Genomic DNA, 12,136 nt, shown 5'->3' on the forward strand with positions numbered 1-12,136 from the left:
GGGCTCTACACCCGGCCAACCACCGGTATCAGCGCGCCGGTCACGCCGCTTGCGGCGTCACTGGCCAGGAACAAAATGACCTCCGCGAGTTCCTGCGGTGTCACCCATTTGTCGAAATCGGCCTTCGGCATGCTGGCGCGGTTGGCCGGCGTATCGATCGTCGAGGGCAGCACCGCGTTGACGGTGATCTTGCCCTTCCATTCGGCAGCCAGCGCCTCGGTCAGCCGATGCACGCCCGACTTGGAGGCAGCATAAGGACCCATGCCGGCGCCGGCCTGCAGCGCGCCCATCGCGCCGATGTTGACGATGCGTCCCGTATTGGAGCGCACCAGATGCGGAATGGCGGCGCGGGAGGCGTGCAGCGCGGTCATCAGGTTGCGTGCATGCATCTTGTCCCAGACGCTGTCGTCGCCCTCGGCGGTGGTCTCGAATGCAAATGCGCCGGCGATGTTGATCAGGGCGTCCAGCGTGCCGAAATGGGCGGCCACGGAGTCGATGGCGACCTTGGCCTGGTCCGGATCGGAGAGATCGACGCCTCCCAGTTCGATGCGGTCGTCGCTTGCCGGAATTTCAGCCTGCGCGTGATCGATCCCGGCCACATGCGCGCCGCGCGCCAGCGCGAGGTCGGCAACGCTGCGCCCGAGCGCTCCTTGCGCACCCGTAATGACAATCACTGCTCCGTTCATTCCGTCCCTGGTCCCCGTTCACACGCCCCGCAGCGCCACCGTCTAATACTATTGGCAAGCCGACGAGTTGCAATGGCTGCGCGGACGCGGCATGGAATTGCAATCAGAGAGCGTGGTTTGCCAGGGGTGACCATGACCGCAGCACAAGACATCGATTTTCCCGACGTTTTTATTACTTTCCCTCATTCGATCAGACATTTCCGGCAAAGTCTGGAGATCAGGCGCAAGACCCGGATCGTGGCGCTGGGTTCGTCGTCCACGGCTGGCACAAATGACATCGTCGCATTTCCGGCCCGTCTCGAGCAGTCGCTGCGCAAGGCAAACTTCGGCTGCATGATCGACGTTATCAATCGCGGCATCGGCGGACAGGAGTCTCCCGAGGAACTGTCGCGCTTCGAAAATGACGTGATCGCCGAGAATCCTTCCCTCGTCATCTGGCAGGTCGGCACCAATGCGGCCTATCGCCCTGAGGTCTACAGTCCCGATGCCGTCGAGGCGGCGTTGCGGCGTGGCCTGCAATGGTTGGCCGGGCTGTCCGTCGAGGTCATCGTCATGGACCTGCAATACACGGCAGCGATCGTGACCTATCAGAACCGCCTCGACCGGGCCGAGGAGATCCAGCGGCGGATAGAAAAGGTGACGTCGGCTGCCAAGGTCAATCTCTTCCGGCGCTGGGACCTGATGAAGGGCTGGCACAAGACCGGCAAGATCCCACTGTCGGCGCTCGACGACGGGCACGACGATCGCCTTCATCTGAGCGAAGCGGCCACGGCGAAGATCAGCTTGATTCTGGCCCGTGCCATCATGGCGACGCCAGCGCCGCTGGCCTGATCGCTAAAATTCTCCGGACTTTCGTAAGTGGATCGCCAGCGTGGACGGCTAGCCTGACGCTGTGCCGCTTAAGGGGCGTTGGAGCTTTGTCATGATGAGACATCTGCCGGACCATGGTTTGCCGCTGGTGCAGTTGAAGGAGCAGCGTCGCGATCTCGTGGTGGCCTTGCAGAACCGTGCGGGTCCGGTCACCGGCTGGGAGCTGATGCAGATCGCGGCCGTGCAACAGGCGATTTCCGCCTTCGAGGAAGTGATTGCCGATCTCGATGCCATGGAAGCTGCCGAAACGGCCGACATCGAGGCGGCTTGATCGACGCGCGCGAGCGCGTCTGACCACCGCTCGCTCGTCCTTCAGCGAATACAGCAGTTGCAAGACCGCAAAAGTCCGGCGTGCGCCCCATGGGCCCTGCAGCTAACATGCTGAGCCATGCGCCGCCTCGCCACTCTCATCGCCGCTGCCCTCCAGACACTCTTGTCATGTCTCGCCGCTGGGGCAGCCTGCGTTCCTGATCAGTCGCGCAGCTTCATCTGCGGCGAGGGCAGGGATGCCATTCGGGTCTTCCCTGATACCATCGCTCCGTCGCGCAAGTTCGGTTTCGGCTGGCGAACGTCAGCCGGACTGCCGTCGGGCCAGGCCGAGCCGCCCGGCGACGTGGAGAATGTGCTGATCAAACTGCCGGAGGGCGACGTTCTCGGCCGGCTCGGGGGCGCCTATTGGGCGACCGGCGAAATGCGGGCGAACCGCTACGACTTGGTTGCGGCGTGGTCGCCGGACAGCCGAGCGGTGGTCGAAGTCGCGAACAGCCGCTGGCAAACCGACTCGTTCCGGTTCTACGCGATCAGCGACGCTTCGGTCGTCACGCTCGACCTGCACGATCTGACGGAAGGCGCTGTCCGCGCCAGGAGTCCGCAAGCATCCGACAAGAGCCGTGTGTTTCGGGTTCGGGAGGATCTGCCGGTGAAGCTCGACGCCGACGGGCATCTCAGCTTCGCGGCGATGTTGTTCATCCCAAAGAGCGCGAAGCCGTCGCTAGGCTTCCGGGTGGAGATGACGATCAGTACCGTCAAGTCCGCCGCTGCGGCGCGCATCGTGACAGTCGAGCGCGCCAAGCTGCCTGATTGAAAGGGCGCCTCATGCCGTAAGGTAGCGCTCCCGCAACGCCGCGCGCGCCGGATCGTCGAGACCGAGGCCATCACCCAGATAGGTGTCGATGTCACCGAAATCGTCGCGCATGGTGTCGAATGCCGCCTCCAGGAACGAGGCCTGCACCGTCCCGATCGCCTGGAAGACTTCGAGGGGGAGATCAGGGTGGGCCACGCCCTCGCGGCGATACAATTCGTTGGTCAGCAGGTAGTCCTGCAGAATGATCTCGTGGGGGACGTCGAGCGCCTGCAGGATGAGCGCACACGCGACGCCCGTGCGGTCCTTGCCGGCTGTACAATGGATCACCAGGGGAGCGTCGTCCTGGATGAGATGATCGAACAGCGCGCGGAAGCGGGGCGTGTAGCTGCGGATGTAGTTGCGATACGACTCCCGCATGAGGTCCAAGGCAGCCTCGGCCGTGAGCTGCCCGGCCGCTGCCCGCGCCCGCAAGGCGGGAACGACGCTCGGCTCGATCGGCACGGAGCGCACGCTGATCTCGTCAAGCGCGCAGATGCCCGCCAAACGCTCGTCACGCCCACGGAAGTCGAAGGCCGTGCGGATGCCGAGCCCACGCACGGCAGCGATGTCGGTCTCCGTCAACTGGCCGAGATGGTTCGACCGAAACAGCTGCCGCCAGCGCACATGCCCGCCAGCGCGGCTCGGATACCCGCCGAGATCTCTGAAGTTGCTGGCGCCGTGAAGGCCGAGATGGCGGGGATGAGGATCGGACATTCCGGTAGTCTATGACACGCAGGCTTCCTGTGCGAAAGTTCGTGCGCGCTGTTTTCAGCGGGGAAGCGTATGCGTATCAGGGAGCAGGGGGCTCGATGAAGTGGATCATGACCACAGCCGTGTCGTTCGCAGCGATCGCGGGCGCTGCGGTCCCTGCGGTCGCGCAGTCTGTCACGAGCTATGGCTGCGCCGACGGCACGCGATTCATCGTCGGCTTCTATCCTTACGATGCCCGGGCCTTCATGCAGATCGACGGCGGCGAGGTGACGCTGGCGCGCAGAATGGCCGTGTCGGGCCAACGTTATGCGGGCGGCGGTGTCACGTTGATCCTGACCCGCGATGGCCGGACCATGATCCGGCATGCGCGGCGGCCCGCGGCCGTTTGCGAGCGGCTGTAGCACATCCGGACAGGATCAAAAAAGCAAGGGCCGCAACCTCATCGGTGCGGCCCTTCAGCAGTGGCGCCATTGCGTCAACGTACAGCCTGACATTAGCGATCCCATGCCGGCTTGGCTTCCTGGATGGCCTCGTCGTGATACCAGCTGCCGCTGTAGATCGTCGGTTGGATTGACGGCGCAACCGTCCGCGCAGACGTTACTCCGGGTGAGCGGGGCGCAACACCGGCCCGCCCTCCGCGCGGAAATTGATAGATCCGTGCGGATCCCTCGTTCACATTGGTGTCCATACTCCAAGTCTCCTTCCCATCGGGCAATGATGATGGTGCGCCCGACTCGTTCTCTTGTGGTTACCACTTGCGATATCGGCGGCTGCCCCGGGGAATGCAATATGATGAAAACGAAATCACATTTTGCGTATTTCTGAGGCATTCATGGATTTGCCTCCTGCAAAGCAACGGGCACCTGACTAACCCTTGAGCCGGACTGAAGGTTGCGAGGATTGGCGGTAATCTTTTCAAAAATGTCGAGGAACTGCTGACGCCTTGTTCGCGGCGTTTTTCGCGCCGCCGCAATGCCAAGGAATCAAGCGGGTTTTTGACAACACCGTTCCGTCGCCATGCGCTCCGTGCAATCCCGGGCGCGCCGCTTTGCCGCACCCTGTGAGTGTGCCGGTAGGGCCGTGGGGGGCCGGGATTGCGCGCCTTGCCTGCGGCGGGAGGTCGCGGCAGTTGGCACGTTCCGTGCTTAAGAGTGCGCTGGCCGATCGTGGCCGGGTAAGCGGGGAGCCTTCGATTGCTGGGCTCCCACCTTTCGATAAGACAGAGAGGCTCAATGACGAAATACAAGCTCGAGTACATCTGGCTCGACGGCTACAAGCCGGTGCCGAATTTGCGCGGCAAGACACAGATCAAGGAATTTTCCTCTTTCCCGACCCTGGAACAGCTGCCTCTTTGGGGCTTCGACGGCTCGTCGACGATGCAGGCCGAAGGCCATAGCTCCGACTGCGTGCTGAAGCCGGTCGCCGTGTATCCCGATGCCGGCCGTACCAACGGCGTGCTGGTGATGTGCGAAGTCATGATGCCGGACGGCAAGACCCCGCATCCGTCGAACGCCCGCGCGACCATCCTGGATGATCCGGATGCATGGTTCGGCTTCGAGCAGGAGTACTTCTTCTACAAGGACGGCCGTCCGCTCGGCTTCCCCGAGTATGGCTATCCGGCTCCGCAGGGTCCGTACTACACCGGCGTCGGCTTCAAGAACGTCGGCGATGTCGCCCGCAAGATCGTCGAAGAGCATCTCGACCTCTGCCTCGCGGCCGGCATCAACCACGAAGGCATCAACGCCGAGGTGGCGAAGGGCCAGTGGGAGTTCCAGGTGTTCGGCAAGGGCTCGCGTACCGCCGCCGACCAGATGTGGATGGCCCGCTACCTGATGCTGCGCCTGACCGAGAAGTACGGCATCGACATCGAGTTCCACTGCAAGCCGCTCGGCGACACCGACTGGAACGGCTCGGGCATGCACTGCAACTTCTCGACCAAGCACATGCGCGAAGTCGGCGGCAAGGAGTACTTCGAGAAGCTGATGGACGCCTTCAAGGAGGCCCGCGCCGACCACATCGCCGTGTACGGACCGGACAACCACATGCGTCTGACCGGCAAGCACGAGACCGCTTCGATCGACACCTTCAGCTGGGGTGTGGCCGACCGTGGCGCCTCGATCCGCGTGCCGCATTCGTTCGTGAACAACGCCTATAAGGGCTATCTGGAAGACCGCCGTCCGAACTCGCAGGGCGACCCCTACCAGATCGCGTCTCAGGTCCTGAAGACGATCGCGACGGTTCCGACCGGCGCGAAAGCCGCAGCCTAAGACGCCGAACATCATACCCCGGGGCCGGGGCTGACGTGATGATCCGCCGGAGCAACCGCTCCGGCGGATCATTCGTTTTGGAGGTCGGTCGGCCGAGGCCAAGCCGGTATGGCCGCCCTTGATCAATCGCAAGTCCCGTGCGCTGGGACGGCGGTATGTCCATCTCGGATCGCAGTGGTTCGGATCTGGGAAGCGAGGGATCGAATGACGTATCGCAAGTGGGCTGCAGGTGTGGCGCTGGCCTGTTCGATCGTGTCGCTCGCGGCGGTGCCATCGCGCTCCAGTGCAGACCAATATCTGCCGCGTCTCGGCGACATCATGAATCTGGTGCAGGTCAGGCACGCCAAGCTGTGGTTCGCCGGCCAAGCCAAGAACTGGGATCTGGCCGGCTATGAGCTGGCCCAGTTGAAGCAAAGCCTCACGGATGCGGCGATCTTCTATACGGGTCTGCCGGTGAACAACGTGACGACCCTGAGCCAGCCGATCCAGTCGATTTCGGACGCGATCGCTGCCAAGGACGGCAAGCGCTTCGCCTCCGCCGTGACCGAGCTGACATCGGGCTGCAATGCCTGCCACGCCACCATGGATCGCGGTTTCGTCGCGATCCGGATCCCGACCGACAAGCCGTTCGGCAACCAGGATTTCCGGCCACAGGGCCGCTGACCGGGGCAGACGGGGGCGCCGGTTGCGGTGCAAAATTGCGCCTTCCACCGGGGGCGCGCATCGACTAAGAGCGGCGGCATCCCGTCCACCGCCTGAGCCCCTATGATCCGCCTCGATAACATCAGCAAGCAAGTCGGCCACCAGATCCTGTTCATCGAAGCCTCCGCCGCGCTCCAGCGCGGCGAGAAGATCGGGCTGGTCGGCCCCAACGGGGCCGGCAAGTCGACGCTGTTCCGGATGATCTCGGGCCGTGACCAGCCCGACGAGGGCCAGGTGTCGACCGATCGCGGCATCTCGATCGGCTATTTCAATCAGGACGTCGGCGAGATGTCCGGCCGCAGCGCCGTGGCCGAGGTGATGGACGGGGCAGGGCCGGTGTCCTCGGTCGCCGCCGAGCTCAAGGAGCTCGAGGCCGCCATGGCTGATCCCGAGCGCGCCGACGAGATGGACGAGATCATCGCGCGCTATGGCGAGGTGCTGGCGCGGTTCGAGGAGCTCGACGGCTACGCGCTCGACAGCCGCGCCCGCGAGGCGCTGGCCGGCCTCGGCTTCTCCGAGGAGATGATGGACAAGGACGTCGGCCTTTTGTCCGGCGGCTGGAAGATGCGCGTCGCGCTGGCCCGCATCCTTCTGATGCGTCCCGACGTCATGCTGCTCGACGAGCCGTCGAACCATCTCGATCTCGAAAGCCTGATCTGGCTGGAGCACTTTCTCAAGGGTTACGAGGGCGCGCTGCTGATGACCTCGCACGATCGCGAGTTCATCAACCGCATCATCAACAAGGTCATCGAGATCGACGCCGGCCAGCTCACGACCTATTCGGGCGACTACGATTTCTACGAGCAGCAGCGGGCGCTGAACGAGAAGCAGCAGCAGGCGCAGTATGAGCGCCAGCAGGCGATGCTCGCCAAGGAGATCAAGTTCATCGAGCGCTTCAAGGCGCGGGCGTCGCACGCGGCCCAGGTGCAGAGCCGGGTCAAGAAGCTCGACAAGATCGAGCGCGTCGAGCCGCCGAAGCGACGGCAAACCGTGGCGTTCGACTTCCTGCCGGCACCGCGGTCGGGCGAGGACGTGGTGGCGCTGAAGAAGGTGTCCAAGAGCTATGGCAGCCGCCGCATCTATGAGGGGCTGGATTTCACGATCCGCCGCCGCGAGCGCTGGTGCGTGATGGGCGTCAACGGCGCCGGCAAATCGACCTTGCTGAAGCTCATCGCCGGCACGGCCGAGCCCGATGACGGCTCGGTGACGATCGGCGGCAGCGTCAAGATGGGCTACTTCGCGCAGCACGCGATGGATCTCCTGGACGGCGAGGACACCGTGTTCGAGTCGCTGGAGCATTCGTTCCCGCAGGCCGGCCAAGGCTCGCTGCGCGCGCTGGCGGGCTGCTTCGGCTTCTCGGGCGATGACGTCGAGAAGCGCTGCCGGGTGCTGTCGGGCGGCGAGAAGGCGCGGCTGGTGATGGCCAAGATGCTCTATGATCCGCCGAACTTCCTGGTGCTGGACGAGCCGACCAACCATCTGGACATGGCGACCAAGGAGATGCTGATCTCCGCGCTGTCGAACTTCGAGGGCACCATGCTGTTCGTCTCGCATGATCGCCACTTCCTCGCGGCGCTGTCCAATCGCGTGCTGGAGCTGACGCCCGACGGGCTGCATCAATATGGCGGCGGCTACACCGAATATGTTGCCCGCAGCGGTCACGAGGCGCCCGGCTTGCGGAGCTGAGGGCCCGGCCGTGGGTCATTGTTTCAGCCATTCGGAGGCAAGCGACGCGGCGCGCCTGAGCGTGTCGTCCATCGCCGGGCGATTGCCTGGGACGGATTGCCGGCTGGCGGACGGTTCATCGAAGCCGTGCGTCGCGCCGGGGTAGATCGTGACATCGATCGCCGTGCCGGCTTGCCGGGACCGATCGGCCATCGCGCTGCACAGCGTCGGTGACACCTCCTCATCATCGGCCGCGAGAAACAGCTGGATCGGCACGCGCGAGGTGAGCGTCGGGCCGAGCAGCGATTTGTCGCCGCAGCCGGGGTAGAACACCAGCGCGCCGCGAAAGCCAGCTGTCGACGTGCCCTGGCGGAACAGCACGTTCAGCGCGGTGCTGCCGCCGTTGGACCAGCCCTGCAGCAGGATGCGGCTCGGCATGACTTCGCTTCGCTGGCGCAGATAGGCCAGCGCGCCCTCGGCATCGAGCGGCCGCACCGTGCGTTCGTTGACATCGTCGCGATCCGGATCGTCATGGGTGTGGCGGCCGAAGCCGTGCGCCTTGCCACGCGGTCCGAAGCTGTCGGGCAGCAGTGCAACGTACCCGCGCTCCGCCCAGGAGTTGCCCCACATCATGTGCCGCTTCGACAACGAGCCGGCATTGCAGGGCGACGCTGGTGCGTTGCGTGAGACGAGCGCGCAATCCTTGTTGACGTTCGACGAGTAGGGGCCGCCGCGTCCATGCAGCATGACGATCGCTGGGAACGGACCGTTGCCGGCCGGCTTGAACAGATAGGCTGTCAGCTCGGTGCCGTCTCCGCCTGCAAAGTAGACGGTCTCCGGTGGTGCGGCGAAGGCCGGTCCAAGCGTCACCAGGCCCAACAAGGCCAACCCTGCAGCGGCGGCACTCCGGCGCCGGATCGCGATGCGCGATGACATCGGTCCTGTTCAGCCCTCGATCATTTCTCTTACCCGGTTTGCAAGCGCTTCGACGTCGAACGGCTTGGTCAGCACCTGCATGCCCGGCGCAAGCTGGCCGCTGCCCAGGATCGCATTCTCCGCATAGCCGGTGATGAACAGCACCTTGAGATCCGGCCGCGTCGCGCGCGCCGCGTCCGCAAGCTGTCGGCCGTTCATGCCGCCGGGCAGACCGACATCGGTGACCAGCAGGTCGATGTGCGCATTGGACTGCAGCGCCACCAATCCCGTCGGTCCGTCCTTGGCCTCGATCACGGCATAGCCGCGCTCGTCGAGCACCTCCATCACCAGCATGCGCACCGTCGGCTCGTCATCCACGACGAGAATCGTCTGCCCGGTTCGCGCCGACGTCCCCGCACTCGTGTGCGCGGAATCGGCGGCTTCCGCCTCGCCGACATAGTGGCGCGGGAAATAGAGACACATCGTGGTGCCATGGCCGATCTCGGAATAGATCCGCACCTGTCCCCCGGACTGGCGCACGAAGCCGTAGACCATCGACAGGCCAAGGCCCGTGCCCTGGCCGATCGGCTTGGTCGTGAAGAACGGATCGAAGGCGTGCTCGATCACGTCGGGCGTCATGCCGGTGCCGGTATCGGTGACGCAGAGAGAGATGTATTGGCCGGGCGGCAGGTCGCGCTCGCGCGCAGCACGGTCGTCGAGCCATTTGTTGGCGGTCTCGATCGTGATGCGGCCGCCCTCGGGCATCGCGTCGCGCGCATTGATGCAGAGATTGAGCAGGGCGCTTTCGAGTTGCGAGGAGTCGATCAAGGCCGGCCAGAGACCGCCGGCGGTCACCACCTCGAGATGGATCTGCGGGCCGACGGTGCGGCGGACCAGTTCCTCCATTCCCATCACCAGCCGGTTGACGTCGGTGGGCTTGGGATCGAGCGTCTGGCGGCGCGAGAACGCCAGCAGGCGGTGCGTCAAGGACGCCGCGCGCTTCGAGGCGCCCTGGGCGGCGGCGACATAGCGGTCGACCTCGGAGAAACGGCCTTGCCGCATCCGCGTCTGCAACATTTCCAGCGAGCCCATGATGCCGGTCAGCAGATTGTTGAAGTCATGGGCGATGCCGCCGGTGAGTTGCCCGACCGCCTCCATCTTCTGCGACTGGCGCAGCGCCTCCTCGGCCTCCCGCAGCCGCGCCTGCTCGTGCAGACGCTCGGTGACGTCATAGGCGAACTGATAGGCGCCGATCTGCTGTCCGGTGGCGTCGCGCAGCCCGGAGAAACGCAGCTCGTAGAAACGGCGGTCGCGGCCGCTCACACCGAACTCGCCGACCTCGACGAATTCCTCGCCCGCCAGGGCGCGCGACCAGACGGCGCGGACGGCAGCCTGGTGCTCGGGAAGATGGTTGAAGAGCGCGACCAGATCGTCGCCGACTTTCGGCTGCAGGCCGAAGATGCGTTCGAACTCCTGGGTGGCGGCGCCGTTGATCGCGATCAGCCGGAACTGCATGTCGACCACCTGCACGAAGGCATTGGTGCCCTCGACGATGTCGGCGAGCAGCTTGCGCTCGGCGAGCGCCGCGACGACACGCGCTTCCAGCGTGTCGTTGATCTCCTGCAGCGCGGCCTCGGCGCGCTTGCGCGCTGTGATGTCCTGGAACAGCACCGCGACCTGCCGCCTCGTTGCCGGCTCGACCCTGAAGGCCGCGAGCTCGAGATAGCGGCCGGTCGCGACCAGCTCGCGCTCGAACCGGATCGGCTCGCCGGTGCGCAACACGCCGCCATACAGCTCAACCCAGCCGTCGGCTTCATCGGGCACCATCTCGCGCACCTTCTGCCCGACAACGTTCGGAATGCCGGCATGCAGCGCATAGGCCGGATTGGCCTCGACATGGACGTAGTCGCTGAGCGGGCCGTGCGGGCCGTCGAAGAACTCGATGATGCAGAAGCCTTCATCGATCGAGTTGAACAGCGTGCGGTAGCGCTCCTCGCTTTCGGCGAGGGCCGTTTCGGCTTCGGCGCGCTTGCCGGCGTCGGCGGCGAACCGCGCCTTCAGGCGGGCATTCTCGGTTTCAAGCTCCAGCAGGCGCTGGCGGAGCGCGTCGGCCTCCACGGAACTCACGCGGTACAGGCCTCGTTCGGCGTCGACATCAGGATGGTGTAAAAGGGCATGAGCAGCTCGATGTGGAGTTCGGCTGACAATATACCATGTCAAAGAAGGCTGCGGTACGCTCCCTCCGATGGAACCTGCGGGATGGTTGTCAAACACCCCGCCGGCGTCCCGGCGGGGTGTCAGTGTCGCGAGCGGATCTCTCAGCCGCCAGCCTCGCACTTCTTCATGAAGCTGGTCTTGGCAGCGCCGGCGAGTTTCTTGCCGTCGGAGCCGACCGCCTTCACCTCGCAGGCATCGGCCATGCACTTCTTCATGAAAGAGGTCTTGGCCGCGCCGGACAGCGCCTTGCCGTCCTTGCCGACGGCCTTGGTCTCGCAGCTGTCCTCGGCGAAGGCGGAACCGGCGGCGAAGGTCGCGAGCGCGGCAATCAGGAAAAACTTCTTCATGAGCGTGTCTCCTTGGGACAATCAATGCGGCGGATGGGAGCCGCAAATCTTGGCGCGATCAAGTTTCGCATTCCGGCTATCACCTGAAATCCGGCGGATGCGGCTGTCGCTCATCAGCATGCTACCGATGACGCCGCTGTGACGCGCGGCGCTAGGGGCTGCCGCGTTGCAGAAAGGCCAGGGTCTGCGGATCGCGCTCGCCATCGCAGTAGCGATCGAGCGCGGTTGCGAATTCCGCGTTTGGACGCACCGAGTCGAACAGCGTCATGCAGGAACGGAATTTCACATCGTCGGGCGAGCCCATGATCTCGCGCAGCGATCTGCCTTCCACGGCGAGGACGAGACGGGTGCATTCGACCAGCCGGCTGCCGAGCACGGCATCGGCCAGATAGGCCTCCGCCTCCGCCCGCGACTGAATCGCATAGCGCTGCGCCATTGCGGAGCTGCCCAATCCTGCAACCTGCGGAAAGATGAACCACATCCAGTGGCTTTGCTTCCGTCCGGCCGCAAGTTCGGCGGTCACGCGGGAATAAATCGAACTCTGTGCCTCGGCAAATCGGCCAAGGTCGGCGGCATCTTCGGTCATCGGCATCTCCAACCTGTTGAGATATCGAAATAATCGCTGAGGCGCCC

The 12,136-nt window shown here is 64.6% G+C and carries 14 protein-coding genes; 7 read left to right on the forward strand and 7 right to left on the reverse strand.

Annotated elements, in window-relative coordinates; all coding sequences use genetic code 11:
- Positions 1–5 precede the first annotated feature (5 nt).
- Positions 6–686: an SDR family oxidoreductase gene (locus ACQR1L_RS28780; protein ID WP_434861293.1), complete on the reverse strand. Its 681-nt coding sequence runs from the start codon at positions 684–686 to the stop codon at positions 6–8.
- Positions 687–818: 132 nt separating this feature from the next.
- Between ACQR1L_RS28780 and ACQR1L_RS28785 the strand changes: the two genes are divergently transcribed.
- The 3 genes from ACQR1L_RS28785 (at position 819) to ACQR1L_RS28795 (ending at position 2,640) form a co-directional block, all read left to right on the forward strand.
- Entirely contained in the window at positions 819–1,517 is a 699-nt protein-coding gene (locus ACQR1L_RS28785) for an SGNH/GDSL hydrolase family protein (RefSeq protein WP_434861294.1), read from the forward strand.
- A gap of 91 nt (positions 1,518–1,608) precedes the next feature.
- Positions 1,609–1,827, forward strand: a complete 219-nt coding sequence (locus ACQR1L_RS28790) for a hypothetical protein (protein WP_012044361.1) — start codon at positions 1,609–1,611, stop codon at positions 1,825–1,827.
- Positions 1,828–1,944: 117 nt separating this feature from the next.
- Positions 1,945–2,640, forward strand: coding sequence for a hypothetical protein (locus ACQR1L_RS28795; RefSeq protein WP_434861295.1), 696 nt, complete (start codon positions 1,945–1,947; stop codon positions 2,638–2,640).
- Between the two features lie 9 nt (positions 2,641–2,649).
- On the opposite strand, the gene ACQR1L_RS28800 is transcribed toward ACQR1L_RS28795, so the two are convergent.
- A complete protein-coding gene (locus ACQR1L_RS28800; RefSeq protein ID WP_434861296.1) occupies positions 2,650–3,393 on the reverse strand; it encodes a tyrosine-protein phosphatase in 744 nt (247 codons plus the stop codon).
- A 107-nt stretch (positions 3,394–3,500) separates the two neighbouring features.
- Between ACQR1L_RS28800 and ACQR1L_RS28805 the strand changes: the two genes are divergently transcribed.
- Complete coding sequence (locus ACQR1L_RS28805; protein ID WP_434861297.1) at positions 3,501–3,791, forward strand: MliC family protein; 291 nt, start codon at positions 3,501–3,503, stop codon at positions 3,789–3,791.
- A gap of 92 nt (positions 3,792–3,883) precedes the next feature.
- Here ACQR1L_RS28805 and ACQR1L_RS28810 read toward each other — a convergent pair whose 3' ends face one another.
- The gene (locus ACQR1L_RS28810; protein ID WP_434861298.1) at positions 3,884–4,078 is read right to left on the reverse strand and encodes a DUF2735 domain-containing protein; all 195 of its coding nucleotides are present in this window, start codon (positions 4,076–4,078) and stop codon (positions 3,884–3,886) included.
- A 544-nt stretch (positions 4,079–4,622) separates the two neighbouring features.
- On the opposite strand from ACQR1L_RS28810, the gene ACQR1L_RS28815 reads away from it, so the two are divergent.
- The 3 genes from ACQR1L_RS28815 to abc-f all read left to right on the forward strand — a co-directional run bounded on the left by ACQR1L_RS28815 (position 4,623) and on the right by abc-f (position 8,045).
- Positions 4,623–5,657: a glutamine synthetase beta-grasp domain-containing protein gene (locus ACQR1L_RS28815; protein WP_434861299.1), complete on the forward strand. Its 1,035-nt coding sequence runs from the start codon at positions 4,623–4,625 to the stop codon at positions 5,655–5,657.
- A gap of 204 nt (positions 5,658–5,861) precedes the next feature.
- Complete coding sequence (locus ACQR1L_RS28820; protein ID WP_434861300.1) at positions 5,862–6,320, forward strand: hypothetical protein; 459 nt, start codon at positions 5,862–5,864, stop codon at positions 6,318–6,320.
- 102 nt (positions 6,321–6,422) lie between these two features.
- On the forward strand, positions 6,423–8,045 hold the full coding sequence (abc-f, locus tag ACQR1L_RS28825; protein ID WP_434861301.1) for a ribosomal protection-like ABC-F family protein: 1,623 nt from the start codon (positions 6,423–6,425) through the stop codon (positions 8,043–8,045).
- Positions 8,046–8,060: 15 nt separating this feature from the next.
- On the opposite strand, the gene ACQR1L_RS28830 is transcribed toward abc-f, so the two are convergent.
- The 4 genes from ACQR1L_RS28830 to ACQR1L_RS28845 form a co-directional block, all read right to left on the reverse strand.
- Positions 8,061–8,960: a dienelactone hydrolase family protein gene (locus tag ACQR1L_RS28830; RefSeq protein WP_434861302.1), complete on the reverse strand. Its 900-nt coding sequence runs from the start codon at positions 8,958–8,960 to the stop codon at positions 8,061–8,063.
- 9 nt (positions 8,961–8,969) lie between these two features.
- A complete protein-coding gene (locus ACQR1L_RS28835) occupies positions 8,970–11,066 on the reverse strand; it encodes a PAS domain-containing protein (protein ID WP_434861303.1) in 2,097 nt (698 codons plus the stop codon).
- A gap of 191 nt (positions 11,067–11,257) precedes the next feature.
- The gene (locus tag ACQR1L_RS28840) at positions 11,258–11,503 is read right to left on the reverse strand and encodes a hypothetical protein (protein ID WP_434861304.1); all 246 of its coding nucleotides are present in this window, start codon (positions 11,501–11,503) and stop codon (positions 11,258–11,260) included.
- Positions 11,504–11,654: 151 nt separating this feature from the next.
- Entirely contained in the window at positions 11,655–12,089 is a 435-nt protein-coding gene (locus tag ACQR1L_RS28845) for a DUF1810 domain-containing protein (RefSeq protein ID WP_434861305.1), read from the reverse strand.
- Between the last annotated feature and the right edge of the window lie 47 nt (positions 12,090–12,136).

The sequence above is a fragment of the Bradyrhizobium sp. HKCCYLR20261 genome, assembly GCF_051168435.1.
Classification (GTDB): Bacteria; Pseudomonadota; Alphaproteobacteria; order Rhizobiales; family Xanthobacteraceae; genus Bradyrhizobium.

Coding starts and splice junctions, on each gene's coding strand:
- ACQR1L_RS28780 (WP_434861293.1), bottom strand. CDS start 686: ATGAACGGAGCAGTGATTGTCATTACGGGTGCGCAAGGAGCGCTCGGG.
- ACQR1L_RS28785 (WP_434861294.1), top strand. CDS start 819: ATGACCGCAGCACAAGACATCGATTTTCCCGACGTTTTTATTACTTTC.
- ACQR1L_RS28790 (WP_012044361.1), top strand. CDS start 1,609: ATGATGAGACATCTGCCGGACCATGGTTTGCCGCTGGTGCAGTTGAAG.
- ACQR1L_RS28795 (WP_434861295.1), top strand. CDS start 1,945: ATGCGCCGCCTCGCCACTCTCATCGCCGCTGCCCTCCAGACACTCTTG.
- ACQR1L_RS28800 (WP_434861296.1), bottom strand. CDS start 3,393: ATGTCCGATCCTCATCCCCGCCATCTCGGCCTTCACGGCGCCAGCAAC.
- ACQR1L_RS28805 (WP_434861297.1), top strand. CDS start 3,501: ATGACCACAGCCGTGTCGTTCGCAGCGATCGCGGGCGCTGCGGTCCCT.
- ACQR1L_RS28810 (WP_434861298.1), bottom strand. CDS start 4,078: ATGGACACCAATGTGAACGAGGGATCCGCACGGATCTATCAATTTCCG.
- ACQR1L_RS28815 (WP_434861299.1), top strand. CDS start 4,623: ATGACGAAATACAAGCTCGAGTACATCTGGCTCGACGGCTACAAGCCG.
- ACQR1L_RS28820 (WP_434861300.1), top strand. CDS start 5,862: ATGACGTATCGCAAGTGGGCTGCAGGTGTGGCGCTGGCCTGTTCGATC.
- abc-f (WP_434861301.1), top strand. CDS start 6,423: ATGATCCGCCTCGATAACATCAGCAAGCAAGTCGGCCACCAGATCCTG.
- ACQR1L_RS28830 (WP_434861302.1), bottom strand. CDS start 8,960: ATGTCATCGCGCATCGCGATCCGGCGCCGGAGTGCCGCCGCTGCAGGG.
- ACQR1L_RS28840 (WP_434861304.1), bottom strand. CDS start 11,503: ATGAAGAAGTTTTTCCTGATTGCCGCGCTCGCGACCTTCGCCGCCGGT.
- ACQR1L_RS28845 (WP_434861305.1), bottom strand. CDS start 12,089: ATGACCGAAGATGCCGCCGACCTTGGCCGATTTGCCGAGGCACAGAGT.